At 65.5% G+C, this 22,605-nt stretch carries 25 protein-coding genes; 14 read left to right on the top strand and 11 right to left on the bottom strand.

All coding sequences use genetic code 11. The features are described 5' to 3' along the window. Positions 1-81 precede the first annotated feature (81 nt). Positions 82-312, bottom strand: coding sequence for an Lrp/AsnC ligand binding domain-containing protein (locus tag ACJYUO_RS01445; protein ID WP_494343637.1), 231 nt, complete (start codon positions 310-312; stop codon positions 82-84). A 92-nt stretch (positions 313-404) separates the two neighbouring features. After that, positions 405-1,010, bottom strand: coding sequence for a dTMP kinase (tmk, locus tag ACJYUO_RS01440; RefSeq protein WP_494343636.1), 606 nt, complete (start codon positions 1,008-1,010; stop codon positions 405-407). A 102-nt stretch (positions 1,011-1,112) separates the two neighbouring features. Here tmk and ACJYUO_RS01435 point away from each other — a divergent pair, with 102 nt between their 5' ends. The 4 genes from ACJYUO_RS01435 (at position 1,113) to cofG (ending at position 5,551) form a co-directional block, all read left to right on the top strand. Continuing rightward, complete coding sequence (locus ACJYUO_RS01435) at positions 1,113-2,033, top strand: complex I NDUFA9 subunit family protein (protein WP_494343635.1); 921 nt, start codon at positions 1,113-1,115, stop codon at positions 2,031-2,033. 230 nt (positions 2,034-2,263) lie between these two features. Then, positions 2,264-3,445, top strand: coding sequence for a tubulin/FtsZ family protein (locus tag ACJYUO_RS01430; protein WP_494343634.1), 1,182 nt, complete (start codon positions 2,264-2,266; stop codon positions 3,443-3,445). A gap of 143 nt (positions 3,446-3,588) precedes the next feature. Further along, on the top strand, positions 3,589-4,320 hold the full coding sequence (cofC, locus tag ACJYUO_RS01425; protein WP_494343633.1) for a 2-phospho-L-lactate guanylyltransferase: 732 nt from the start codon (positions 3,589-3,591) through the stop codon (positions 4,318-4,320). Positions 4,321-4,387: 67 nt separating this feature from the next. After that, entirely contained in the window at positions 4,388-5,551 is a 1,164-nt protein-coding gene (cofG, locus tag ACJYUO_RS01420) for a 7,8-didemethyl-8-hydroxy-5-deazariboflavin synthase subunit CofG (RefSeq protein WP_494343632.1), read from the top strand. A gap of 56 nt (positions 5,552-5,607) precedes the next feature. Here cofG and ACJYUO_RS01415 read toward each other — a convergent pair whose 3' ends face one another. Together ACJYUO_RS01415 and ACJYUO_RS01410 are read right to left on the bottom strand one after the other, a co-directional pair. After that, on the bottom strand, positions 5,608-6,060 hold the full coding sequence (locus ACJYUO_RS01415; protein ID WP_494343631.1) for a nucleoside deaminase: 453 nt from the start codon (positions 6,058-6,060) through the stop codon (positions 5,608-5,610). Between the two features lie 130 nt (positions 6,061-6,190). Continuing rightward, the gene (locus tag ACJYUO_RS01410) at positions 6,191-6,949 is read right to left on the bottom strand and encodes an SDR family NAD(P)-dependent oxidoreductase (RefSeq protein WP_494343630.1); all 759 of its coding nucleotides are present in this window, start codon (positions 6,947-6,949) and stop codon (positions 6,191-6,193) included. Between the two features lie 123 nt (positions 6,950-7,072). Between ACJYUO_RS01410 and ACJYUO_RS01405 the strand changes: the two genes are divergently transcribed. After that, positions 7,073-7,768, top strand: coding sequence for a cyclase family protein (locus ACJYUO_RS01405; RefSeq protein WP_494343629.1), 696 nt, complete (start codon positions 7,073-7,075; stop codon positions 7,766-7,768). Positions 7,769-7,783: 15 nt separating this feature from the next. On the opposite strand, the gene ACJYUO_RS01400 is transcribed toward ACJYUO_RS01405, so the two are convergent. Together ACJYUO_RS01400 and cofH are read right to left on the bottom strand one after the other, a co-directional pair. Then, a complete protein-coding gene (locus ACJYUO_RS01400; protein ID WP_494343628.1) occupies positions 7,784-8,014 on the bottom strand; it encodes an Lrp/AsnC ligand binding domain-containing protein in 231 nt (76 codons plus the stop codon). Between the two features lie 125 nt (positions 8,015-8,139). Further along, complete coding sequence (gene cofH, locus ACJYUO_RS01395; protein ID WP_494343627.1) at positions 8,140-9,519, bottom strand: 7,8-didemethyl-8-hydroxy-5-deazariboflavin synthase subunit CofH; 1,380 nt, start codon at positions 9,517-9,519, stop codon at positions 8,140-8,142. A 146-nt stretch (positions 9,520-9,665) separates the two neighbouring features. Here cofH and ACJYUO_RS01390 point away from each other — a divergent pair, with 146 nt between their 5' ends. The 4 genes from ACJYUO_RS01390 to ACJYUO_RS01375 all read left to right on the top strand — a co-directional run bounded on the left by ACJYUO_RS01390 (position 9,666) and on the right by ACJYUO_RS01375 (position 11,910). Next, entirely contained in the window at positions 9,666-9,953 is a 288-nt protein-coding gene (locus ACJYUO_RS01390) for a hypothetical protein (RefSeq protein ID WP_494343626.1), read from the top strand. A 151-nt stretch (positions 9,954-10,104) separates the two neighbouring features. Further along, positions 10,105-11,124 carry a phosphoribosylaminoimidazolesuccinocarboxamide synthase gene (locus ACJYUO_RS01385; protein ID WP_494343625.1) on the top strand — a complete coding sequence of 340 codons (1,020 nt, stop codon included), beginning with the start codon at positions 10,105-10,107 and terminating at the stop codon, positions 11,122-11,124. Between the two features lie 147 nt (positions 11,125-11,271). Continuing rightward, complete coding sequence (locus ACJYUO_RS01380; RefSeq protein WP_494343624.1) at positions 11,272-11,478, top strand: hypothetical protein; 207 nt, start codon at positions 11,272-11,274, stop codon at positions 11,476-11,478. Positions 11,479-11,640: 162 nt separating this feature from the next. After that, positions 11,641-11,910 carry a MoaD/ThiS family protein gene (locus ACJYUO_RS01375; protein ID WP_494343623.1) on the top strand — a complete coding sequence of 90 codons (270 nt, stop codon included), beginning with the start codon at positions 11,641-11,643 and terminating at the stop codon, positions 11,908-11,910. An 88-nt stretch (positions 11,911-11,998) separates the two neighbouring features. Here ACJYUO_RS01375 and ACJYUO_RS01370 read toward each other — a convergent pair whose 3' ends face one another. Beyond that, positions 11,999-13,306, bottom strand: coding sequence for an acetamidase/formamidase family protein (locus tag ACJYUO_RS01370; protein WP_494343622.1), 1,308 nt, complete (start codon positions 13,304-13,306; stop codon positions 11,999-12,001). A 233-nt stretch (positions 13,307-13,539) separates the two neighbouring features. Here ACJYUO_RS01370 and ACJYUO_RS01365 point away from each other — a divergent pair, with 233 nt between their 5' ends. Continuing rightward, positions 13,540-13,707 (top strand): DUF7576 family protein, encoded by a 168-nt coding sequence (locus ACJYUO_RS01365; RefSeq protein WP_494344419.1) that lies wholly within the window; start codon positions 13,540-13,542, stop codon positions 13,705-13,707. A 54-nt stretch (positions 13,708-13,761) separates the two neighbouring features. Here ACJYUO_RS01365 and ACJYUO_RS01360 read toward each other — a convergent pair whose 3' ends face one another. Then, positions 13,762-14,712 carry a formyltetrahydrofolate deformylase gene (locus ACJYUO_RS01360; RefSeq protein WP_494343621.1) on the bottom strand — a complete coding sequence of 317 codons (951 nt, stop codon included), beginning with the start codon at positions 14,710-14,712 and terminating at the stop codon, positions 13,762-13,764. 341 nt (positions 14,713-15,053) lie between these two features. On the opposite strand from ACJYUO_RS01360, the gene ACJYUO_RS01355 reads away from it, so the two are divergent. From ACJYUO_RS01355 to ACJYUO_RS01340, 4 genes are all read left to right on the top strand, one after another. Beyond that, entirely contained in the window at positions 15,054-15,368 is a 315-nt protein-coding gene (locus tag ACJYUO_RS01355) for a HalOD1 output domain-containing protein (protein WP_494343620.1), read from the top strand. A gap of 132 nt (positions 15,369-15,500) precedes the next feature. After that, positions 15,501-15,752, top strand: coding sequence for a phosphoribosylformylglycinamidine synthase subunit PurS (purS, locus tag ACJYUO_RS01350; RefSeq protein ID WP_006429291.1), 252 nt, complete (start codon positions 15,501-15,503; stop codon positions 15,750-15,752). Next, on the top strand, positions 15,753-16,445 hold the full coding sequence (purQ, locus tag ACJYUO_RS01345; protein ID WP_494343619.1) for a phosphoribosylformylglycinamidine synthase I: 693 nt from the start codon (positions 15,753-15,755) through the stop codon (positions 16,443-16,445). Between the two features lie 119 nt (positions 16,446-16,564). Beyond that, positions 16,565-19,750, top strand: coding sequence for a PAS domain S-box protein (locus ACJYUO_RS01340; RefSeq protein ID WP_494343618.1), 3,186 nt, complete (start codon positions 16,565-16,567; stop codon positions 19,748-19,750). A gap of 12 nt (positions 19,751-19,762) precedes the next feature. Here the strand turns inward: ACJYUO_RS01340 and ACJYUO_RS01335 are convergent, their stop codons facing one another. The 3 genes from ACJYUO_RS01335 to ACJYUO_RS01325 form a co-directional block, all read right to left on the bottom strand. After that, positions 19,763-19,927, bottom strand: coding sequence for a hypothetical protein (locus ACJYUO_RS01335; RefSeq protein ID WP_494343617.1), 165 nt, complete (start codon positions 19,925-19,927; stop codon positions 19,763-19,765). A gap of 56 nt (positions 19,928-19,983) precedes the next feature. Next, complete coding sequence (locus ACJYUO_RS01330; protein WP_494343616.1) at positions 19,984-21,129, bottom strand: archaeosine biosynthesis radical SAM protein RaSEA; 1,146 nt, start codon at positions 21,127-21,129, stop codon at positions 19,984-19,986. 162 nt (positions 21,130-21,291) lie between these two features. Continuing rightward, positions 21,292-22,578 carry a midas domain-containing protein gene (locus ACJYUO_RS01325; RefSeq protein ID WP_494343615.1) on the bottom strand — a complete coding sequence of 429 codons (1,287 nt, stop codon included), beginning with the start codon at positions 22,576-22,578 and terminating at the stop codon, positions 21,292-21,294. Between the last annotated feature and the right edge of the window lie 27 nt (positions 22,579-22,605).

Here is a 22,605-nt window from a genome sequence, read left to right as displayed (position 1 = left end):
TCGAATGGAATGCCGTCGCTCGAGCACCGAGAGCGGCGGAGAACCAGGCAAGACGTGGGTAGCCCCGTGGTCTCGGTCTCCCTAGCCCATCGCGATGTACGTCTTCGTATCGGTGACGCCGCCGAGTCCCTGCAGGCTCGAGGAGACGGTCTGGAGCACGTCGTAGACCTCCGGCGCGTCGACCTCGGCGATGATGTCGTAGTTGCCCGCGACGATGTGGGCGTCGGCAACCGACTCGAGGCCGTCGATCTCCGCGAGCAGCCCCTCGGACTTTCCGGCGGCCGTCTTCACCATGATGAACGCGTGGACCATCAGAAGTGTGGTACGACTTATCACGACTAAAGCCTTTGCCCGAACCGATGGACGGAGAGCGCCACGAGCAGGAACCAGACCGCTGGCTGTGATTAACTCGAGTCGGATACCGCCGCCGCGAGCGCGTCCGTCACCGACTCGAGTACCGCCGCCGGGGGCTGTGTCGCATCGACGCGGACGAAGCGGTCGGGATCACGTTCGATCAGCCGCTCGTAGTTGTCACGGACCGACTCGAGATACTCGGCTCGCTCGAACTTGTTTGTGGTCCCCGCGCGGGCCGCGGCAGTCTCGGGGTCGAGGTCGAGGTAGATCGTCAGATCGGGAGTGATCGAGAACGGCTCGTGGATGTCGACGACGTACTCGAGCGGGTCCTGAAGATCGTGGCTCTCGGCCGCCGCGAGCGTCGCGCCCTGATAGGCAAAGCGGGAGTCGGAGTACCGATCCGAAATGACGAGGTCGCCGCGCTCGAGAGCGGGTTCGATCACGCGCGAGAGATGGTCGGCGTGGTCGGCGGTGTAGAGGAAGAGCTCCGCAAGTGGATCGGCGTCGTCGTCCTCGATCGAGCGGTAGACGGCCTCGCCATACCACGAATCGTCCGTCGGTTCCCGCGTGAACACGGCTTCGGGATAGCGCTCGTGTACGGCCTCCCAGACCGTCGTCTTGCCGCTGCCGTCTAATCCCTCGAGCGTGACGAGCATGGTCTCACCTCGTGGCGGTTCCTATTACAATCCGTCGAACGCCGGCCACACCGAACAGTGTAGCCGCACACCTATTTATCGCTGTATCTGTACCTTTCGGATATGAAAGTCCTCGTCGCCGGCGGCACCGGGTTCATCGGAACGAATCTCTGCGAAGAACTGGCCGAGCGCGGCCACGAGGTGACGGCGCTGTCGCGTTCGCCCGACGACGGCGGGCTCCCCGACGGCGTCGAATCGGCCATGGGCGACGTCAGCGCCTACGATTCGATCGCCGATACTGTCGTCGGCCACGACGCCGTCGTGAACCTCGTCTCGCTCTCGCCGCTGTACAAACCGCCCGAGGGAACGAGCCACGAGGAGGTCCACCTTGGCGGCACGGAAAATCTCGTCCGCGCTGCCGAGGCCGCCGGTGTCGATCGCTTCCTCCAACTGAGCGCGCTCGGTGCGGACCCCGACGGCAACACGGGCTATATCCGCGCCAAGGGGAAGGCCGAAGCGGTCGTCCGGGATTCGGCGCTCGAGTGGACGATCGTCCGCCCGTCGGTCGTCTTCGGCGACGGCGGCGAGTTCGTCGAGTTCACGAAGACGCTGACGACGCCGTACGTAACGGGGCTCCCGGGCGGCGGAAAGACCCGGTTCCAGCCCATCTGGGTCGGCGACCTCGTCCCGATGCTTGTAGACACACTCGAGGACGATGCCCACGTCGGCGAAACCTACGAGATCGGTGGCCCGCAGATCGCCACGCTCGCGGACGTGACAGAACTGGTCTACGCGGCCGACGGGAAAGACGTCACGATCGTTCCGATCCCGATGGGCATGGCGAAGTTTGGGCTCTCAGCGGTCGACTCGCTACCGTTCGTTCCCTTCGGCCTCGATCAGGGCCGCTCGCTCGAGTTCGACAACACCGTCGCCGACAACGACGTGACCGCGTTCGGCCGCGACCCGGTGGCGTTGCGAACGCTCGGTTCGTATCTCGGTCTCGAGGGGACCCATCACCGGGAAAAACCGGCAGAAACGGCCTAATTTCGGCCACGGACTCGAGTCTTGCGTCGCTTGCACTCGCAGAAGAAACGTAACATAAAAAACATCTGTGGGCCGAGTAAACGACGATTACGGGAGCGAAAGTAACGATTGAATACTGCTTCCGTCCTGCGGTTATCCTCGATAGTATTGAACGGGAGAAAGTCAGTTTAGCACAAGACTTATATCCTCCATCGCACTGTTACCAATTCAACGGAGCCCCCTGACAAATAATGAAGCTGGCGATGATCGGATTCGGACAGGCCGGTGGCAAAATCGTCGATCGATTCCTCGATTACGACGATCGGACGGGCAGCGGAATCGTCCGCGCGGCAATTGCCGTCAACTCCGCGAAAGCGGACCTCATCGGTCTCGACAATATTCCACAGGAGAACCGCGTACTCATCGGCCAGGCCCGGGTAAAGGGCCACGGCGTGGGTGCTGACAACGAACTCGGCGCGGAAGTCGCCGAGGAGGACATCGACGAGGTCCAAAACGCCATCGACCAGATCCCAACCCACGAGGTCGACGCCTTCCTGATCGTCTCCGGGATGGGCGGCGGCACTGGATCCGGCGGCGCGCCGGTCCTCGCGAAACACCTCAAGCGAATCTACACGATCCCCGTCTACGGGCTCGGCGTCCTGCCGGGCACGGACGAAGGCGGGATCTACACGCTCAACGCGGCGCGATCGTTCCAGACGTTCGTCCGCGAGGTCGACAACCTGCTCGTCTTCGACAACGACTCCTGGCGACAGACCGGCGAGTCCGTCGAGGGCGGCTACGAGCAGATCAACGAGGAGATCGTCCGCCGATTCGGCATCCTCTTCGGTGCCGGCGAAGTCGGCGACGGACAGGAAGTCGCCGAGAGCGTCGTCGACTCGAGCGAGATCATCAACACGCTTTCGGGCGGCGGCGTCTCGACCGTCGGCTTTGCAAGCGAGGAGGTCGAACTCAACTCCGGCGGCGGCCTCCTCTCGCGGTTTACCGGCGACGACGGCGGCTCGGACGACGATCTCGACGCCGCGAACACGACCAACCGCATCACGAGCCTCGTCCGCAAGGCCGCGCTCGGCCGGCTCACGCTCCCCTGCGAGATCGAAGGCACCGAGCGCGCCCTGCTCGTGCTCTCCGGTCCCTCGGAGTATCTCAACCGGAAAGGCATCGAACGCGGCCGCAAGTGGCTCGAGGAGGAAACGGGAAGCATGGAAGTTCGCGGTGGCGACTTCCCGCGAGAGGAGCCCGAAGTGTCCGCAGCGATCTTGCTCTCCGGCGTGACGAACGTCCCACGGATCAAGCGCCTACAGCAGGTGGCCATCGAGGCACAGGACAACATCGACGACATCCAGCAGGAGAGCGAAGAGAACCTCGAGGAACTCGTCGAAGACGACGAGGACGAACTCGAGCCGCTGTTCTAAGCCGTCGGGCTTTCGGTATTCGACATCGCGAGCGGTCGCACTCGTGTCGGGGGGCACGAGACCGTACAGACGCCTGCCTGTGGGGAGTCGGTGACACTCCGACGTGTTTTTGAGCGCGCCCGGACTATCGCAACCAGATTCAGATGCGCGTCGTGGTCCCGTTCGCCGCCGAGACACCCAAGACTCGCCTCGAGTCAGCGCTCACGCCGGCGGAGCGATCGACCATCGCCCGCGCCATGCTCGCGGACGTCCTGCGTGCGATCGTCGACGCTGGCCACGAGCCGACGGTCGTCTCGACTGCGCCGCTCGCACTCGCGGATCTCGACCTCTCGAGTGAGGTCGCCGCGTCGACATCGATCACGGTCGACGACCGGGCGCTGACCGACGCGGTCAACGCGCGGCTGCCGGTGCTGGAGACCACCGGGGACGAGGGAGACCGCGAAAGCGACGACGGGACTGCCGCTCCCGACCGCGACTCTGACCCCGTCGCCGTCGTCATGGCCGACCTCGCGCTGGCGACCCCCGACGCGCTCGAGCGACTCCTGTCCGCGTCGGCAGACATCGCGATCGCACCCGGCCGAGGCGGCGGGACGAACGCGCTTGTCGTCCGCCACCCCGAGTTCCGCGTGGACTACCACGGCACCTCGTATCTCGATCACTGCGAGATCGCTCGCGAGGTCGGGGCCAGCCTCGAGACGGTCGACTCCTTTCGGCTGGCGACCGATATCGACGAACCGGCGGACCTCGTGGAAGTGCTCGTTCACGGCCGCGAGGGCGACCGCGCCCCCGCTCGGCTCCGCGAGCTGGGGTTCCAACTCGACGATCGGAACGGCCGGGCCGGCATCGCTCGGAACGAGGACCGGGCGACGAAGTGACCGATCGCACTCGAGGCGACCGCGGCGAAGGAAGGCCTTATGTGCCGAGCGACGACATCCAGAGGTAATGTTTCCCGGGGCGAGCGAGTACGGCGTCGATATCGCGGTCGATGACGGGGCCGTCGAGGAGCTGTTAGCGGCCAGTCCGAACGACGTCGAGGCACCGCCGTCACTGACGTTTTCCCGAAACGTCTTCATCCCGCTCACCACGGCCTGTCGCTATACCTGTACCTACTGTACTTACTTCGATCCGCCCGGACAGGCCGAACTGCTCTCGCTCGAGGAGGTCCGCGAGATCTGCCGGCGCGGGGCCGACGCCGGCTGTACGGAGGCGCTGTTTACCTTCGGCGACGACCCCGACGAGCGCTACACCGAGATCCACGCGCAACTCGAGGAGTGGGGTCACGACTCGATCCACACCTACCTGCGGGAGGCCTGCGAGGTCGCCTTAGAGGAGGGGCTGCTCCCCCACGCGAACCCGGGCGACCAGACCCGCGAACAGATGGCGGCCGTCGCGGACGTTAACGCCAGCATGGGTGTGATGCTCGAGACGACTGCGGAAGTGGGCGCACACGCCGGGCCGCGGCGCAAGGTGCCCGGTCAGCGGCTGCGCACCCTGAAAAACGCGGGCGAGCTTGACGTGGCCTTCACGACCGGAATTCTGGTCGGGATCGGCGAGAACTGGCGCGACCGCGCGGAGAGCCTGCTGGCGATCCGCGAGTTACACGAACGCTACGACCACATCCAGGAAGTGATCGTCCAGCCGGTGATGGACAACGAGCGCTGGTCGGACGGCTCGCCTGACCTCGCGACGATGCGGCAGGTGACGGCGATGGCCCGCGTCGCGCTCCCCGAGGAGGTCTCCGTGCAGGTCCCGCCGAACCTCGCCCCCGCGAAGGACCTGATCGACTGCGGCGTCGACGATCTGGGCGGCGTCTCGCCGGTCACCGACGACCACATCAACCCCGAATACAAATGGCCCGCACTACGCGAACTCGAGGAGATCGCCGCCTACGCGGGCGTGCCACTCGGGGAACGGCTGCCCGTCTACGAGCGGTTCCTCCCCACGAAGCTGCGGACGACCGGATTCGACGGCGTCCTCGCCGACGGCGCGGACGGCAACCGGGAGTGGATCTCGCCGACGATTCGGGACGCGCTCAGCGAAGACGGGTCGGCCGGTCGGCGCTACCGGTCCGTGCTCCGGGACGAGACGGCAGCGACTGCCGACTAACCGAACGGCAGTACAGTCGGCCGAGGCCGCCGAAATCTCTGTTTCCGAAGACTCAACTAGAAGTATTCCTCGTGGACCGCGAGCCCCTCGTCCTCGAGGACCGGCCCGTCCACGCTCGTCGACCCGTTCGCCCGGTCGACCACTTCCTCGCAGGGGATTTCGATCACGCCGTCGTCGCGCACGTCGGCGAGCGAATCCACTGAGACGCTGTAAACAACCCGTCCAAGCCCCGCATAGACGATCGCGCTCGCACACATTGGACACGGTTCGGTGCTGGTGTACATCGTACAGGCCGCGCGCTCGCCGGGCTCGAGTTCGCTTGCGGCCCACCGCGCCAGTTCGAACTCCGGATGGGCGGCGATATCGTCGTCGGTGAGGGTCGTGTTCTCCGCAGTCCGGACGACCTCGTCGTCGACGACGAGCAGGGAGCCGAAGGGCGTGTTACCGTGTTCGACCGCCGATTCCGCGAGATCGATCGCCTGTCGCACGTAGGATTCGTCGGTGGCCATAGCGGCCGTTCGATCGCCGGTTCCGAAACGCTTCCCCTCGAGTGATACGGTCTGCTGTACCGATGTACCGGTGCGACCGCAGGCCGTATCGCGGTCGCACCGGAAATGACGTACAGCAGACCGTATGAAGCTATGTACAGGAGAAGCCGCCGTCGACGACCAGCGCCTGCCCGGTGATCCAATCGGCCTCGTCGCTGGCCAGGAACAACATCGCGTTGGCGATGTCCTCGGGCTCGCCCAGCCGCTTGAGCGGATAGTGGCGGGCCATCTCCGCTTTGGTCGCCTCCCACTCCTCTTCGGTGCGGTTCTTCCGGGGCATCGCAGTGTCGGTCACGCCCGGACAGACCGCGTTCGCCCGGACGCCGGCCGGGCCGACTTCCGCCGCGACGGTCCGCGTGAAGTTGACGACCGCGCCTTTCGATAGCGAGTACGCACCCAGTTGCGGCGCGCCGATGACCCCTGCCAGCGACGCCGTGTTGACGATCGCGCCCGAGCCCTGCTCCTTGAAGTGGGGAATCACGGCGTGACAGCCGTTCCAGACGCCCGTGACGTTCACGTCCATGACCCGATCGCGCTCGCCCTCATCGATCTCCTCGATTTTCGAACGCTCGTGGCTCACGCCCGCATTGTTCAGCATGATATCGAGGCCAAACTCCGAGACCGCTTCGTCGACGGCCGCGTGGACCGCGTCGGCGTCGCGGACGTCCAACTCGAGCGCGGTACCGTCCTGTCCCACGTCCTCGACCAGCTCGATCGTCTCCGCGGCCCCCTCGAGATCGACATCGGCCGCGATGATCGTTGCGCCCTCGCGGGCGAACCGCTCGGCTGCTTCCCGGCCGAGGCCCGATCCCGCACCCGTGATAAATGCTGTCTTGCCTTTGAGTCGCATACGCATGCATTATCGAGCGTCGATATAAATCACGGTCACAGGGAGTTCCGAGAACGGCTCTCGAGCGAGCGCGGCGACTCGAGAGCACACAGCGTTATCCGCCTCCGCCGACGGATATCGCGTATGCACGTCGATCTAAGCCACCCGATCGAGACCGGGATGCAAACGTACCCGGACGACCCCGCCGTCGCCGTCCGACCGCACGCAACCCACGCAGACCACGGCGTCCGCGTCGACGCGCTGGAGTGTGGCAGCCACACCGGGACCCACGTCGACGCACCCGCCCACACCGAACCCGACGGGAAGACCCTCGAGGCGTTCCCGCTCGAGCTGTTCGCCTTCGACGCGGTCCGAATCGATTGCCGTGATCTCGAGGCCCGGGAGCCGATCCCCGCGTCGCGGGTACCGGACAGTGACGCCGATCTGGCCGCGTTCCAGACGGGCTGGGACACCCACTGGGGGACGGATCAGTACCTCGAGCATCCGTACCTCTCGCCGGCGGCGGCAGAGGCGTGCGTCGAACGGGGACTCGACGTGGCCGTGGACGCGCTCAATCCCGATCCGACCCCGACGGAACACGCCGGCAAAGACGAACCCGAGGGGTTTCAGGCCCACCACACGCTGCTCGGCGACGAACGGTTGATCCTCGAGAACCTGACGAACCTCGAGTCGGTCGGGGATCGGTTCGAACTCCGGGCGTATCCGCTGGCGCTCGTGGGCGACGGCGCGCCGGTGCGGGCCGTCGGTGTCGATATCGGCGAGACGGAACCCGTTTCGCCGAAGGCGGATGGCGAAGTCGACTCGGTCGCGACTGAGTAACGAGTGATCCGGGTGTCACTCGAGAATAATAGCGGTTCGCGTTTGTCCGACCCCCTCGAGCGAGTGGATGTCGTCCGTGACGATCCTGAGTAGCGCCTGCGGCGACTCCGCCTCGACGGTGGCGATGACGTCGAACTCGCCGGCGACGATGTTCGCCCGCGTGGTGTGCTCGAGCTCTCGAATCGCAGGGAGCATCGAGCGGGACGTTCCGGCCGCGGTCATGATCATCACGTACGCTTCGATCATACGCGACCGTCGCTTGCTGCGCGTAAAATAGGCTCTTGCGGTCCCGTTGAGATACTCGACGCGTGATACGTGCGCCGAGAAGAGCCGCGGGAAACTGGCGGCTGGCCACGCCGGCCGACGACCGATCAGTCGTCGGCCGGAAGCGCCCGCGCCTCGCGCTCTTCGCGCGTCAACAGCGGCGTGCCGTCGGCCTTTGGGCCGAGTCGGGGACCGAAGGGCGGGTCGTCGGGGTCGATGACCCGGCGCTGCTCGTAGTCGGTCGAGCGTTCGACGGGAACACGGCCGATCGAGGCGATCATCTCGGCGTAGTCCTCGAACGAGCGGAACTCGCCGAAGCCGCCGCCGGCGCGTTTGGTGATCTCCTCGGAGAGGATCGTCCCCATGTAGTCGTCGGCCCCACACGAGAGCATCTTCAGTCCCTGCTCGTCGCCGTACTTGACCCACGAGGACTGAATGTGCTCGATATTGTCGAGGAACAGCCGCGAGACGGCGATCAGCAGTTCGTCCTCGTCGATGCTCGGGCCGCTCGAGACGACATCGTGTTCGAAAAGCGGCGTGTTCTGGTGGACGAAGGAGAGCGGGACGAACTCGGTGATGTTGCCGGTTCGGTCCTGGAGGTCCCGAATCCGTTTTAGGTGCAGTGCACGGTGGGCCTCGTTCTCGACGTGCCCGTACATGATCGTCGCGGTCATCCCCAGACCGACGTTCGCGGCGGCCTCCATGGCCTCGAGCCAGCCCTCCGTACTGATCTTGCCGGGGCAGATGACTTCGCGGACTTCCTCGACGAGGATCTCCGCTGCGGTTCCGGGAACGGTGTCGAGTCCGGCGTCTTTGAGCCGCCGGTAGACCTCCTCGTAGGACCAGTCGGTGCCCCGACGGGCGTGATAGGCCTCTTCGGGCGTCATCGAGTGGACGTGGACGCCGTCGACGTTCATCGCCGAAATCTGGTCCGTGTAGGTGCCGGGGCTGGTGTCGTACCGTTCGGGGGGCTTGTAGTTGACTGCCTTCGGGTTCGGGTGGTCGTCGAGGATCGTTCGGTGGTCCTCGTCGAGTCCGAACGCGGGGTGGAGACCGGAGACCGAGGTAACCTCGTAGATCCCCCGGTCGACCGCATTGGAGACGATCTCGCGGGACTCCGCGGGCGTCTTCGTGAAGCCGGCCGTCTCGATCTCCGTCTCGCTCTCGAAGGTGTGGGCGGCGTCCTTGAAGTTACAAAAGAGACAGCCCACGTTACAGGCCGTCGTGACGTTGTTGTTCAGGTTCGCGATGAAGGTGACCTCCTCGCCGACCTGCTCGGCGCGGCGGCGGTCGGCCGCCTCGAGGACTCGCTCCTTGCGTTTCCGGTCTATTCCCTCACTCTCGGTCCCCGTAGTGAGTAACTCGATCGCGTCGTCGACCGCGAGTCGCTCGCCGTCGCGTGCCTTTGCCAGTGCGTTCTCGAAGGACTGGTCGGTCTCGGGAACGTGATCGAACGTGAGGTCGGCCTCGGTCACCGGTCGCTCCATCGACGTAACGATACCCGTACAGCGAGAAAAGCATGATGGATCAGGAATCGTCGGTCCACCCCGGCGTCTCCAGCGGATAGCCAGTTTTGAGAGAGTCGGCGTTCGCAGGTCCCGAATCTATCCGCGCGGGAGGCGAAGGTTTACGCATGAGTTCACGGACGCCGGCGGAGTGCATCGACCTCGCCCTCGACGAGGAAGCCGACGACGCACGGCGAACCGGTGCGATTCGCGAACTGAAGACGGCAAACGAGTGCGACGAACTCGCGGCGCTCGCCCGCCGGGAGAACTTGGCCGACGGGTATCGCCGGCAGGCCCTCGAGGCGATCGCGACGCCCCAGTGTGATTCGACGCTTCGCAACCTCGTCGAAGACGGGCTCGAGGGGTCGTTGCAGCAGGCTGCCGAAGAATTGCTCGCGACCGTCGAGGACGACTGAGAGAGCGGCCGAACCCGACAACCTGCGCGTGAGTCACCACTCTCGCGTCGCCGATCGGCGGTCGCCCGCGCGATACTGAAACCTTCTTAGGGGCCGACCACGGCAACTGAGATATGAACTGCGGGAGCGGACACGGCCTGGGGTGTCTCGAATGACGAGCGTCAAGGAGTTCCGCATCGAGGAAAAAGCGACCGCCGCCGACCTCGGTCGCGGCTCGTTCGTCTTCACCGACGACTACTCGGTGTTCGACTGGGGGAAGATGCCCGACCAGATCCCACAGAAGGGCGCGAGCCTCTGTACGATGGGCGCGTTCAACTTCGAACTGCTCGAGGCCGAGGGCGTCCCCACCCACTACCGCGGGGTCGTCGAGAACGGCGATGTCATCCCGCTCGAAGACGCCTCCCACCCGCCGTGGGAGATGGCCATCGATCTCACGCAGGTACCGGACCTCCCCAACGAGGGCCGCGAGTACGACTACGACAGCTACCACGACGCGGCCGGCGACAACTACCTGATCCCCCTCGAGATCGTCTTCCGAAACCGAGTCCCCGTCGGCTCGAGCCTGCGCAGTCGGACCGACCCCGCCGACCACGGGCTCGCGTTCGATAGCTGGCCCGACGAGGCCGTCGACCTCGAGGACCCGATCGTCGAGTTCACGACGAAATACGAGGAGAGCGATCGCCATCTCGACCGCGACGAGGCCGATTCGATCGCCGGCGACGCCGCCATCGAAGACCTCGAGTCCCTCGCCCGCGAGGTCAACCGGATCGTCACCGAACAGGCCGACTCGGCCGGATTGGTCCACGAGGACGGCAAGATCGAGTGTCTCTACTACGGCGGCGAAATCCGCGTCGGCGACGTCGTCGGCACGTTCGACGAGAACCGCTTTAGCTACGAGGGCACCCAGCTCTCGAAGGAAGTGCTCCGCCAGTACCACAAGCGCACCCAACCCGAGTGGGTCCAGGCCGTCGACGCCGCCAAGGCCGAGGCCAAACGGGAGAACGTCGCCGACTGGAAATCGCTCTGTGACGAGGAGCCCGAGCCGCTCGAGGACGACGTCCTCGAGACCGCACGCGACCTGTACTGTGCGGGTGCCAACGCCTACACCGACGAAGAGTTCTTCGACGCGCCGCCCCTCTCGAGCGCGATCGGTGCGGTCCGGCGGCTCTAGGGCGACTCGACCGCCTCCCGTCGGCTGCAACCCCGTCTCCCGACTTGAAAGGGCCGGCCGTTCCGTGGGCTATGCTATCGTTTTCCAACCCGTGTCGAAGAAAGTAACCCTCATATTGGGGGCCGAACCACGGTCGAACGAACGCAAATGACCCCTGCTATCGCCAGCGGCGCCGCAACGAGTATCGTCCTGTTCAGTCTCACCAGCGGGATCGCGGCCGTCTCGAGCGCCGTGCTCGCCCTGTTCATGCTCGTGATGGTCGGCTTCGCCGTCGCACCGCTGTTTTCCTCGTCGTGGATCGGCCAGCAGGACGTGTCGTCGGCCGCGGCCAGCGCCGAACCGAACGACGACTGAGTCCCCCGTTTTCTTTGCTCGTCGTTCGTCTCCGCAACGCGAGTGGCTATAGTAGCCACTGAAACGATTTACACACTGATCGCGACGCAATCGTGCGATCAGGTGTGCAATGACTTTCAGTGGCTACTATAGGCTCTTGTCCGATCGATCCCACTATCGAGCATGGAAACGGCAGTTACGGTCTACGGCCCGCTTCGGAGCGCGACCGGCGACAAGACGGTCACGCTCGAGTGGCCCGGCGGCAGCGTCGCCGACGCCGTCAGGGCTCTGGTCGACGCGTACCCTCGAGCGGAGCCACAGCTCTACGACGGCGACGAGTTGCGCTCGAGCGTCAGAGTAACGGTCGACGGCGAGCGTGCCGGGCTCGAGGAGACGGTGCCAGCGGACGCATCGCTGACGCTGATGCCCGCGGTTCAGGGCGGCTCTCGATAGTCGATGGCTGCTCGAGGGAAAATCAGAACGCTCGCCGGGAAGCGTATACGCACGCCACTGCGAGGGAGCGGTGAAAACGGGGACGGTCCTACAGGCCGTACTGCTCGCGCACGAGGTGGTCGATCCCCCGGTCCTCGAGGACGGCCATCGGCGCGAGCATGTCGAGTTGCACCACGCCCGGCAGCCGACCGATCTGGACGCCGCCGGTGAACGTACACCGCGAGCGGACCTCGCCCTCGGTCATGTCCAGCAGTTTCGTGGCGCGGTCGAAGGCGTTCTGCGTGGCGTCGTTGACCGTCGCGCCGGAGCCGACGACCTGAATCGGGCCCATCTCGTCCTCGACGTCGACGCCGTGTTCCGCGCCGAGTTCGCGGCCCGCCTCGCGCTCCTCGTCGCTGTAGGGTTTGCTGATAAACGGCAGATCGTCCTCGGCGGGCAGGAGCACCGGGCCGTCCAACTCGAGGTCCTCGATGACTTCGACATCCATCGTGACGGTACCGCTCACGTCGGTCGTGTGCAAGGAGAGCTCTCCGTCGCCCTGATTCGCGTGTAAGTCACCGACGTAGACCCCCGCCCCGTCGACCTTGACTGGGCAGATGAGGACCGCACCCGGCCGGACTTGCGGGATGTCCATGTGGCCGTCGGTCCGGGCCTCGAGGTCGGCCTCGCTGTCGACGCCGTACTCGTGTTCGGCACCGATGAGGTACTGGCCGAAGTCGCCGGCGTTGTGCGAGTCGGGCATCGTGACCGGCGGCGTCGTCCCGACGTTGCCGATAAACGGGCGCAGCCGCCCCAGCGTGCCGGGCATCTCGCCGGGCTCGTACAGCAGGATAGGGTGCTGACGGGAGTTCTCGGGGATGTCCATCACCTCGTCGGCGTTTTCCGCGAGTTCGTGGGCGGCGTCCTCGTCGAGGGTGATCCCGACGGTATTGTCGTCGTCGAAGGCGACGGTGTAGCCGTATTCGAAGCCAAAAGAGGAGGCGTTCGCGCCACACTCGGCGCACTTGATCGCCTCCTCGCCGGTCCCCTCGACGACCGTCTCCGGCCACTCGGTGCCACACTCCGGACAGCGGTGATCGACGAACGGGTCGTCGCCGAAGGCGTCCTCGCGTTCGGCCATCGAGCCCGTGCTTGTCGCCATGCTCGTGACCTCGACATCCCGGATATGTAACGCCAGGGCGTCGCCGACTTCGGCACCCTCGACGCGGATCGGCCGAGTGACCTCGTGGCCGCCGTGGAACTCGGGCGTGACCATCGGCCCCCAACAGCCCGGCGGCGTGTACGTCCTGATCGTGCCGCCGTCCGCGACCGTGCCTGCCCACTCTTGATCGGGACCGACGAGGCCGAGCGTATATTGATTGACGAACAGTTCCTGTTCGACTTTTCGCTGTGCCATAACATACCACCGTACGGCGGTGGCGGCGATAAGGCTACTGCTCATGGAACCGCTCGTACCGGCTCGAACCGATCCGCTGCAGCCACGATGGCCCGCTCGAGGCCGGTTCCCTCGAGTCGCCGTCACCGACCGACGCCGTGCCGAGATACCCGGCCGGGCGAACGGATTCGCCGGCCGTGGCCGAATACGCCGCAATGGATTCGTTCAAGTGGGTCTCGGCCTACCTGCCAACGATGACCGATTCGACGGACGACTCACCCGACTGTCGACAGTGCGGTAACCCCGTAGGACCGTCCTCCGAACAGCGCGTCATAACGACCGTCGAAGACGGAGCGACCGTCTACCGGCACTTCTGTACTGACGACTGTCTCGAGGAGTGGGAGTCGTCGGCGTCAGCCTGAGCGGCGCTCCAGTTCCTCGCTGCAGTCACCGAAACGGACCGCAAAACCGCCGTCTCAGTTGTCTTCGGCGACCGCGCTGCCGATGCCGTCGACCGGCCGGTCCGGCGTGAACTCGTCGAGTTGCTCGGGCAGGCCGAGTTGGTACTGCGTGCCGTTCTCCCGAACCGAGGTCCGGCCGCGGTGGACCGACACGTCGCCGTTTAAGTGGAGTTGGACGGCCTCGAGCAGGGCGTCGGCCTCGAGTGGCTGGCCGCGGCGTTTCATCACGCCCAAGTCGGCGTCGTCGGGGACGTCGAACGCGCGCTGGGTGATGATCGGCCCCTGATCGAGGTCGGTGGTGACGTAGTGGGCGGTGACACCGGCCACGCGAACGCCTTCTTCGACGGCCTGTCGGTAGGCCTCCGCGCCGGGGAACGCCGGCAGTAGGGAGGGATGGACGTTGATGATCCGGTCCTCGTAGCGGAAGACGACGTTCGGGCTCAGAATGCGCATATACCGCGCGAGGACGATCAGGTCGACATCGTACTCGCCCAGCAGTTCGAGCAGTCGGTCCTCGTTTTGCTGGCCGCCCTCGTCGCCGATATCGTGGAAGGGCACGTCGTAGTGCTCGGCCAGCGGCTGGAGGTCGTCGTGGTTGCCGATCACGACGCCGATGTCAGCGCCGAGTTCGTCGTTGGCCCACGCCTCGAACAGCGCCTCGAGGCAGTGGCTCTCCTTCGTGACGAGGACGGCGATCTGTTGGGTCTCGCGGTCGGCGGGGAACCGGACCTGCACGTCCAGCCCGAGATCGTCGCCGAGTTCGTCGAGGTCTTCGCGAAGCGTCTCCTCCGTACAGACCATTTCGGAGGTGTCGACGGCGAGGTACATCCGGAAGACGCCGTCGCGGACCGCCTGATCGAGGTCCTCGATGTTGATTCCGCGCTCGAACAGGAGGCTGGTCACGTTGGCGACCAGCCCGGTGTCGTCGTCTCCGATTACCGTGATTTCGGTTACGTCGGTCGTCAACGCTGCCACCTCCGCTCGAGCGAATAGCGATTCATCACGAGCGAGTGCAGTCCGCGGGCGGCTAAAAGTCCTGCTTTCCGCAGGGGCCCGTGAGACTCCGCCCCACTCCGTCCGGAGGCGGCCGGAGAGCGGACGTGCCCGTCGAGCGATGGCGCGAGCGCGAGAGAGACCGGCCCGCAGACGTATGACAGCCGCCCCGAATCGACCCCGCCCCCGTCCCGCAAACGAGTTTATTTTGTCGTACAACTTCATGAAACATGTCTGACAGGGATTTATACGCTCGTTCGTGGTACGAGTGTTTAGTCACACTGCGTGACAGTCGCCAACCGATAGGTGAAAAAATGACAGTAACTCCGGACGACCACGGCCGATCACGAATCGATCGCGAGCGAAAGACGGCGTTCGTCTCACACGACTGGGCGGGGACCGACTCGCTGACGACCACGATCGTCTCGACGGTTGCGGAACTCTCCGGGAGCGACCCGACTGACGTCGAACGGCTCTACGACCGCATCGATCCCGAGAGCCTCGAGGCGCTCTTCGAGCCGGCAAACAGCGCCGCGAGCCGAAACACCGGGCAGGTGTCCTTTCAGTTAGACGCGTACACGGTCACCGTCCACGCGACTGGCGACATCGTCGTCGCGCGAGTGGCCTGATCGGTCCGCAGGCGACTGCCGACGCGAGCCGGGAACCGGGGCTCGCCGCCGAGTCCCATGCCGGTGTCCACGAACGTGTATTACGCAGCCAAGGCGAAAGCGTTTTTGAGCACGGTTACGGGGTATCAGGTAATGACCGCCTACACGGCGACGGTGACGGTTCGACTCAAACGAGGCGTCCTAGATCCCGAGGCCGAGACGACGAAGCAGGCCCTCGAGCGACTGGGCTTCGAACTCGAGGAACTGCGCTCGGCCGACCGTTTCGAGGTCGACCTCGAGGCCGATTCCGCGGACGACGCCCGCGAGCGCGCCGACGAGATGGCCGAACGGCTGCTGGCGAATCCGACCATCCACGACTACGACGTGGAGGTCGCCGAACGGTAGATGACGGTTTCGATCATCCGCTTTGGCGGCTCGAACTGCGACCGCGACGCCGAGCGCGCGCTGGCACACCTCGACATCGACGCCGAGATCGTCTGGCACGAGGACGGCCTCCCCGCGGACACGACGGGCGTCGTCCTCCCCGGCGGGTTCTCCTACGGCGACTACCTCCGGGCGGGCGCGATGGCGGCCCGCTCGCCGATCATGGCCGAGGTCCGCGAGGCCGCAGCCGACGGCGTGCCGGTGCTGGGCGTCTGTAACGGCGCACAGATCGGCTGCGAGTCCGGCCTGACCGAGGGTGCGTTCACGACGAACGAGAGCGCCCGCTTCCAGTGTGAACACGTCTACCTGCGCGTCGAGCGCGCGGATACCCCGTGGACCGCCGCCTACGAGGAGGGCGAGGTCATCGAGGTTCCCATCGCCCACGGCGAGGGCCGCTACGAGATCGACGACGACCGATTGGCCGAACTCGAAGACGAGGGCCGCGTGCTCTTTCGCTACTGCGACGAGAACGGCGAGACGGGGCCGGACGTGAATCCGAACGGGTCCAAGCACAACGTCGCCGGCGTCCTCGGCGACCGCGAGTCCGTCGCGGTGTTGATGCCACACCCGGAGCGTGCGACGCTGCCCGACATCGGCCCGACCGACGGTCAGGGGGTTCTCCGCGGGTTCGAATCGGAAGCAAGCGGTGTATAGGGCCGCAACCGGCTGTTTTCCGCAAAACACCCGACCAGCCGCCGGGAACGACTCAGTTCGTGAGTCGAGTCAAAGAGTAATAGTGTCGGCGTTCGTCGGAGTCGAACTGGATACAGGGGATGGGCACGAATAGCGGACCGGACACCCGAGTCGTCGCCGTCGGTTCCGACGCCGGAGCCACCCTCGAACGCCCCCTCGCGGAGCGCGGCGTGACGATCGAGACTGTTCGGACGACCGACGCGTGTCTCGACTGCCTCTCGACTGCCGACTGCGTCGTGATCGGAGACTCGCTCCCCGATACCGACCCCGTCGACTGCTGTCGGACGATTCGAGACCGCCGGTCCGATATTCCGATCATCGCTTTTCCTGCCGACGGGAGCGAAGCGCTCGCCGGCGCGATCGTCGCCGCCGGAGCAGACGGCTACGTTCCCCGCTCGCAGGGACACGAACCGCTCGTGACTCGACTAGAGGCGTTGCTCGAGGAGCGAGACACACCGACGACCACTGACACGAGAACGATCGTCGGCACGGCCGAGCCCGGCTCGCCGGAGCCCGCTGACGACCCCTCGGACCGCCTCGCATTGCTCGTCGAGCAGTCGCCGCTCGCGATCATCGAGTGGAACCTCGCGTTCGAGGTGCGAAACTGGAACCCGGCGGCGACCGACCTGTTCGGGTACACCGCCGACGAGGCCGCGTGCGAATCCGCCCTCGACCTGCTCGTCCCGGACTCGGAGCGAACGGCCGCCATCGAATACTGGAACGGCCTCGTCGACGGGGCGACCGGCGAGCGGTCGTCCCGACAGGTGAGCCACAACGTCGACAAGGACGGGACCACAATGACCTGCGAGTGGTTCAACACGCCGCTCGTCGAAGACGGCGAGGTCGTCAGCGTCCTCTCGTTCGGACAGGACATCACGGCAGACCGCAAGCGAGCGAACGCCCTCGAGGCGCTCCAAGAGACGACCCAGGAGCTACTGCGAGCCGAGTCGACCGACGAAATCGCCGACGTCGTAATGGCAGCGACCGAGGACGTGATCGATCGGGCGGTCGGCGCGATCAGGGTCTACGACGAGGACAGCGAGACGCTCGAGTTGGCCGGCGTCACGTCGGCGCTCGACGAACACACCGACGACATCTCGTCGGTCGATCCGGGGGACGACGCCCTCTGGGAGGCCTACACCGGCGACGGGCCGACCCTCGTCGAGGACATGTCGCGGATTCCCTACGACACCGGTCTCGACGTGGGAACGGCACTCCTCCAGCCGCTCGGCGACCACGGCCTGTTGTCGGCCGCATCGGCGGATGCGGACGACCTCGACGAGGCCGAGATCCACTTGCTCCACGTCCTCGCCACGACGGCCGAAGCGGCGCTCGACCGAGCGGCGCGCGAACGCGAACTCGAGCGGACGAAGACCGTCGTCGAGACGGTCGGCGACTGCGTCTACCAGCTCGACACCGACGGCCGGTTCGTCACGGTCAACGAGACGATGATGGGCAAGACCGGCTACAGTCGCGAGGACCTCCTCGGCGAACACGCCTCGCTGGTTCTGACCGACGAGAGCGTCGAACGGGGTCGCCGACACGCCCGGGAGCTCGCGGCCGACGACGACCGCCGCGTCGCGACCTACGAAATCACGCTGACGGGCCCCGACGGGGAGCGAACGCCGGCCGAAGTCAACATGGCGCTGCTGTACGCCGACGGCGAGATCGACGGCACGGTCGGCATCGCCCGCGACATCAGCGACCGCAAGCGCATGGAGCGGCAACTAGTCGACCGGAAGGCGAAGATCGAGGGCCTCCACAGCGTCGCCTCCCGGCTCGACGACTGCGACAGCCGCGGGGCGATCTACGACGTGACCGTCGAAGCGGCCGAAGACGTCCTCGACTTCGACGTCTGTTGCATCGAGACGGTCCGCGACGACGCCTTCGTCACGGAAGCCGCATCAGTCGGCCTCAAGCCCGCCCTCGAAAAACGGCGGCCGATCGACGAGGGTGTCGCCGGGAAGACCTACCGCACGCAACGGTCCGTCCGCGTCGACGAGTGCACCGCGAGCGACGCGGTCCCGAGAATCGACGGCTGTCGCTCGGTCCTGAGTGTGCCGGTCGGGAACCGCGGCGTGTTTCAGGCCCTCTCGACGGAACCCGACGCGTTCACCGCGGCCGACGAGGAACTGGCAGAACTGTTGGTCTCTCACGTCACCGACGCGCTCGATCGGATCGACTTCGAAGAGCGGCTGCGGACCGAACGCGACCGGTTCGCGGCGCTGTTCGAGCACGTCCCCGACGCCGTCGTCAGCGTCAGTCATCTCGAGGACGGCCCGATCGTCGAGGCGGTCAACCCGGCGTTCGAACGGTGCTTTGGCTACGACGAATCGGAGCTTTCCGGCGCAGCGCTCGATCAGTACATCGTTCCGACCGACAGGGCGACCGAAGCCAAGGCGCTCAATCGACGGGGCAGCCGCGGCGATATCGGCACGGCGGAAGTCAAGCGACGGACCGCGGACGGACTACGGGATTTCAGACTTCGCGTCGTCCCGATGGCAACGGACGGCTCGTCCGATCGAGCCTTCGGGCTCTACACTGATATCACCGCCCAAAAGCAGCGACAGAAGCGCCTCGAGATCCTCAACCGCGTCTTGCGCCACGATCTTCGCAACGGCATGAACATCATCAACGGCTGTGCGGAAATGCTCGCGGACGCCGTCGACGACGCGGATCGCGAGTACGTCGAGACCGTCCAGTGCCGGACGAACGAACTCATCGGTCTCGCCGAGAAGACCCGCGCCGTCGAACGGGTTCTCGACCGCGACGAGGTCGCGGCCGGCCCCATCGATCTCACCGACGCCGTCGAACAGGCGGTCACCCGCCTCGAGAGCACCGCCGATGTCGACATCAGTTGTTCGCTCCCGGACGAGGCCTTCGCCCGGGCCGACGAATACCTCCAGACGGCCGTCTTTCAGGTGCTCGAGAACGCCGTCGAGCACAGCGACCGGTCGTGTCCGACCGTCGACGTGACGCTGTGTGACCCGCCCGACGACGGGTTACTGACGCTGTCGATCGCCGACGACGGTCCCGGAATGCCCGACGAAGAGCGGGAACTGCTCCAGGGCGACCGGGAGATCACACAACTCCGTCACGCCAGCGGCATCGGGCTCTGGCTCGTCAACTGGGTCGTCACGCAAGCAGGCGGCCAACTCTCGTTTACCGACAACGAGCCCCGCGGAACAGTGGTTACGCTCGAGATTCCTTGCGCCGACACGGCGTCGATCCAGTCCGCGTCGGACGGCACGGCGACCGGCGACTGAGCCAGTTTGCCGCTACCGGCCCCACTCGTAGAACCACCAGCTCCCGCCGAGTAACATGAGCCCCGCACCCAGCGCGGAGGTCGCGGGCTCGGGAAAGACGAACAGCAGAAAGCCGACGACTATCAACACCGCGGGCTCGAGTTCGTTCCAGTAGTCCGAAACCGATGGGAGTACCATAGCGGACGTTGTCGGCCGACGGTAAAGTACGCACCCCCGATTTCCGCCGCGCGGCGTTACCGGGTCAGCGGCTGGTTGAAGCTCCGCTCGCGTTCCATGACGGTCTCCCAGGTCAGTTCGCACTCACAGGAGACCTGCTCGAAGACCGAGGGATCCTGCCGGAGGTCGAAGTCCTTGATCGCCTTCTGGACGAGGTCGTCACACTCCGTACAGTTGTGCGGGCCGCGGTCGGAGCCGTGGCCGACCGGGTCCGAAACGACGATGGCGTCGACATCCGCAGTCTCCTCGAGCACGTGGGCGACCGACCAGAGCCACGGCGGGCGGTAGCCGTCGTTGAAGTAGAGGTCGTCGACCATCGTGTAGCGCTGGACGTTACACGGGTTCATCGAGACGGTGTGACAGCCCGCGACGTCCGCACAGCGCTCGATCGAGGAGATCATGTCTTCGACGGCCTCGGATTCGGTGAGGAACGGCGGCTTCATCAGGAGGTAGGCCTTGATGCCGGCCGAAACGTCGTCGCCGGCGGCCTCGTCCCCGGCCGCGGCTTCCGCGCAGGCGTCCTCGAAGTCGGCGAAGTCGAAGTACTTGTTCACGCAGTCGTGGCGCACCCGGTCGGTCGCCGTCTCGAGGCCGATGGCGATGTCCGTATCGAGCCCGTGCTGGGTGAAGTCGCCGATCTTCTCGCGATCGACGAAATCGGGCAGCGACTCGACGACCATCCGGTCGCGGTCGGCGAAGGTGTCGGCGATCGCCCGGCGGCTCTCCGCGCTGACCTCTCGCTCGTCGAGGAACGAGCCGGAGGTGTAGATCTTGATGAGGTCGGCGGTTTCGTCGGCGTCGTCGGACTGTGTCCGACTGCTCGGTGAGCTCTGCTCACCGGCGTTTTCGGCCTCGTGGGCCAGACAGACGTCGATCTGGTCCATCAGGGCCTCGTGGGAGACGCTGCCGCCGTCGACGCTCTCGGCGACGTAGCCACACATCGTACAGCCGCCGGCGCGGGCCCACCGGCAGCCGCCGGTGTTGAGAATGATCGTCAGACTCGACTTGACGCCGTCGGGCGTGTTGTCCTCGTCGAGCCAGACGCGGGTTGGCTCGTGAGGGTCGTAACTGGCCTCCTTTCGGGAGCGGATCTCCCGCATCGCTTGATTGTGGGCGTCCATGCCCTTGCCCTGCTCGTATACTTCGGGCGTGGGTTTACTCATTAGGAAACGAAAAGCGGTCCAGCGCCTAAAGCGCCTTCGTCTGTGCCCGGTCACGGCCGCCGTACAGCACGGTGGGACAACAGGCCAGCATACAGAAGACACAACGGGGGTTCGCAGTGAATTTCACAGAAAAACGGAATGTTCCGTGCCGCTGAACGGAGATTAGGCGTCGCTCTCGTTCGTGTCCTCGTCTTCAGTGATCTCGATCTCCGTGTCTGTGTCGTTGCTTGCGTTCTCGTCAGTCTCCGTCTCGTTCATTTCGTCGCCGGACGCCATCGCATCGTCGCTCTCGACGTCCTCGAGGTCGCTCGCGTCGCCGAGCGTGAGGGTGTCACTGGTCGCGTTCTCGATCGTGATCGAGGACGCGGAGAGGTTCGAAATGGTCTCGCCGGAGTGCTCGGTGTCCATCTCGTCAGTCGCGTTGTCCGCCGACTCGGTGTCGGTCACGTTCCCGTCAGCCTCGCTCTCGTTGGCTCCGTCGTCGGAGACCTCGAGGCCACCCTCATCGGTTGCGTTGTCGTCGCTTTCGGTCTCCGTTTCAGTCTCGTTGCTGCTCTCGTCTGCCGCTTCGACCGAATCGACGGTCATCGAGTCGATCGTCACGTTCTCGACGTCGAACTGCTCGATCGTGAGTTGCTCGATCTCCTGGGACTCGGTCTCGCTTGCGTTCGACTCGGTGGCGTTCGATTCGGTGTCGGCCGCGTTGTCCTCGGACAGTCCGTCACCGTCCGTTTCGGTGTCGGCTGCAGAGATTCCGAGATCGTCGCTCTCGTTGTCCGCGGATTCGTTGTCGGCCATCGAAGACTCGTTGCCGGCGTCCTCACCGGCGGTCAGCTCCTCGATGGTCAGCGTCTCGACGTCCATCGTCTCGATTGTCAGGTTCTGAACCGTGATCTCGCTCGCGTTCTCGTCGATTACGGACTCGTCGCTGGCGCTTTCGTTTACCGACGCGGTGTCGTTCTCGGCCGTATCGTTGGCTTCAACGTCGGTTTCGGTGTCGTTCGCGTCGGTTTCGGACGCGTTCATCACGTCGTCCGTCGACGCGTTGTCCTGGCCGCCTTCTTCGAGGTCTTCGAGGGAGACCCCCTCGAGCTCGAGTTGCTCGAGCTGGATGTCCGAGAGGGTTACGTTCTCGCCGCTCGCGTTGGACTCGTTATCGGTAGCGTTCGGCTCGGTGTCGTTGCGCTCGAGTTCGTCCTGGAGCGCCGAGACGTTCGCGTCGAACTCCTCAACGGTCAGTTCCTCGATCGTCGCGTTCTCGACTGTGACGTTCTCGAGTTCCAGTGTCTCGACCTGTACGTTCTCGAGGGTCGCGCTCGATTCGGATTCGCTCATGTCTCCGGCGTCGTCGCCAGCGCCGCCTGTCGCACCGGCGAGGGCAGGACCCCCCGCGAGTGCGACCAGCAGCGCGACGAACACGACGCCGATTTTCTGCGGTCGTGAAACCATGCGCTCTCACCCACGTTCGAATTCGGG

The organism is Natrinema sp. CRL1 (genome assembly GCF_059162405.1).
Note: the sequence above shows the minus strand (reverse complement) of the source record. Positions and strands in the feature narration are given on the sequence as shown.

Excerpts from the sequence above, each read along its gene's own strand:
- ACJYUO_RS01445 (WP_494343637.1), bottom strand. The coding sequence starts at position 312 with ATGGTCCACGCGTTCATCATGGTGAAGACGGCCGCCGGAAAGTCCGAG.
- tmk (WP_494343636.1), bottom strand. The coding sequence starts at position 1,010 with ATGCTCGTCACGCTCGAGGGATTAGACGGCAGCGGCAAGACGACGGTC.
- ACJYUO_RS01435 (WP_494343635.1), top strand. The coding sequence starts at position 1,113 with ATGAAAGTCCTCGTCGCCGGCGGCACCGGGTTCATCGGAACGAATCTC.
- ACJYUO_RS01430 (WP_494343634.1), top strand. The coding sequence starts at position 2,264 with ATGAAGCTGGCGATGATCGGATTCGGACAGGCCGGTGGCAAAATCGTC.
- cofC (WP_494343633.1), top strand. The coding sequence starts at position 3,589 with ATGCGCGTCGTGGTCCCGTTCGCCGCCGAGACACCCAAGACTCGCCTC.
- cofG (WP_494343632.1), top strand. The coding sequence starts at position 4,388 with ATGTTTCCCGGGGCGAGCGAGTACGGCGTCGATATCGCGGTCGATGAC.
- ACJYUO_RS01415 (WP_494343631.1), bottom strand. The coding sequence starts at position 6,060 with ATGGCCACCGACGAATCCTACGTGCGACAGGCGATCGATCTCGCGGAA.
- ACJYUO_RS01410 (WP_494343630.1), bottom strand. The coding sequence starts at position 6,949 with ATGCGACTCAAAGGCAAGACAGCATTTATCACGGGTGCGGGATCGGGC.
- ACJYUO_RS01405 (WP_494343629.1), top strand. The coding sequence starts at position 7,073 with ATGCACGTCGATCTAAGCCACCCGATCGAGACCGGGATGCAAACGTAC.
- ACJYUO_RS01400 (WP_494343628.1), bottom strand. The coding sequence starts at position 8,014 with ATGATCGAAGCGTACGTGATGATCATGACCGCGGCCGGAACGTCCCGC.
- cofH (WP_494343627.1), bottom strand. The coding sequence starts at position 9,519 with ATGGAGCGACCGGTGACCGAGGCCGACCTCACGTTCGATCACGTTCCC.
- ACJYUO_RS01390 (WP_494343626.1), top strand. The coding sequence starts at position 9,666 with ATGAGTTCACGGACGCCGGCGGAGTGCATCGACCTCGCCCTCGACGAG.
- ACJYUO_RS01385 (WP_494343625.1), top strand. The coding sequence starts at position 10,105 with ATGACGAGCGTCAAGGAGTTCCGCATCGAGGAAAAAGCGACCGCCGCC.
- ACJYUO_RS01380 (WP_494343624.1), top strand. The coding sequence starts at position 11,272 with ATGACCCCTGCTATCGCCAGCGGCGCCGCAACGAGTATCGTCCTGTTC.
- ACJYUO_RS01375 (WP_494343623.1), top strand. The coding sequence starts at position 11,641 with ATGGAAACGGCAGTTACGGTCTACGGCCCGCTTCGGAGCGCGACCGGC.
- ACJYUO_RS01370 (WP_494343622.1), bottom strand. The coding sequence starts at position 13,306 with ATGGCACAGCGAAAAGTCGAACAGGAACTGTTCGTCAATCAATATACG.
- ACJYUO_RS01365 (WP_494344419.1), top strand. The coding sequence starts at position 13,540 with ATGACCGATTCGACGGACGACTCACCCGACTGTCGACAGTGCGGTAAC.
- ACJYUO_RS01355 (WP_494343620.1), top strand. The coding sequence starts at position 15,054 with ATGACAGTAACTCCGGACGACCACGGCCGATCACGAATCGATCGCGAG.
- purS (WP_006429291.1), top strand. The coding sequence starts at position 15,501 with ATGACCGCCTACACGGCGACGGTGACGGTTCGACTCAAACGAGGCGTC.
- purQ (WP_494343619.1), top strand. The coding sequence starts at position 15,753 with ATGACGGTTTCGATCATCCGCTTTGGCGGCTCGAACTGCGACCGCGAC.
- ACJYUO_RS01340 (WP_494343618.1), top strand. The coding sequence starts at position 16,565 with ATGGGCACGAATAGCGGACCGGACACCCGAGTCGTCGCCGTCGGTTCC.
- ACJYUO_RS01335 (WP_494343617.1), bottom strand. The coding sequence starts at position 19,927 with ATGGTACTCCCATCGGTTTCGGACTACTGGAACGAACTCGAGCCCGCG.
- ACJYUO_RS01330 (WP_494343616.1), bottom strand. The coding sequence starts at position 21,129 with ATGAGTAAACCCACGCCCGAAGTATACGAGCAGGGCAAGGGCATGGAC.
- ACJYUO_RS01325 (WP_494343615.1), bottom strand. The coding sequence starts at position 22,578 with ATGGTTTCACGACCGCAGAAAATCGGCGTCGTGTTCGTCGCGCTGCTG.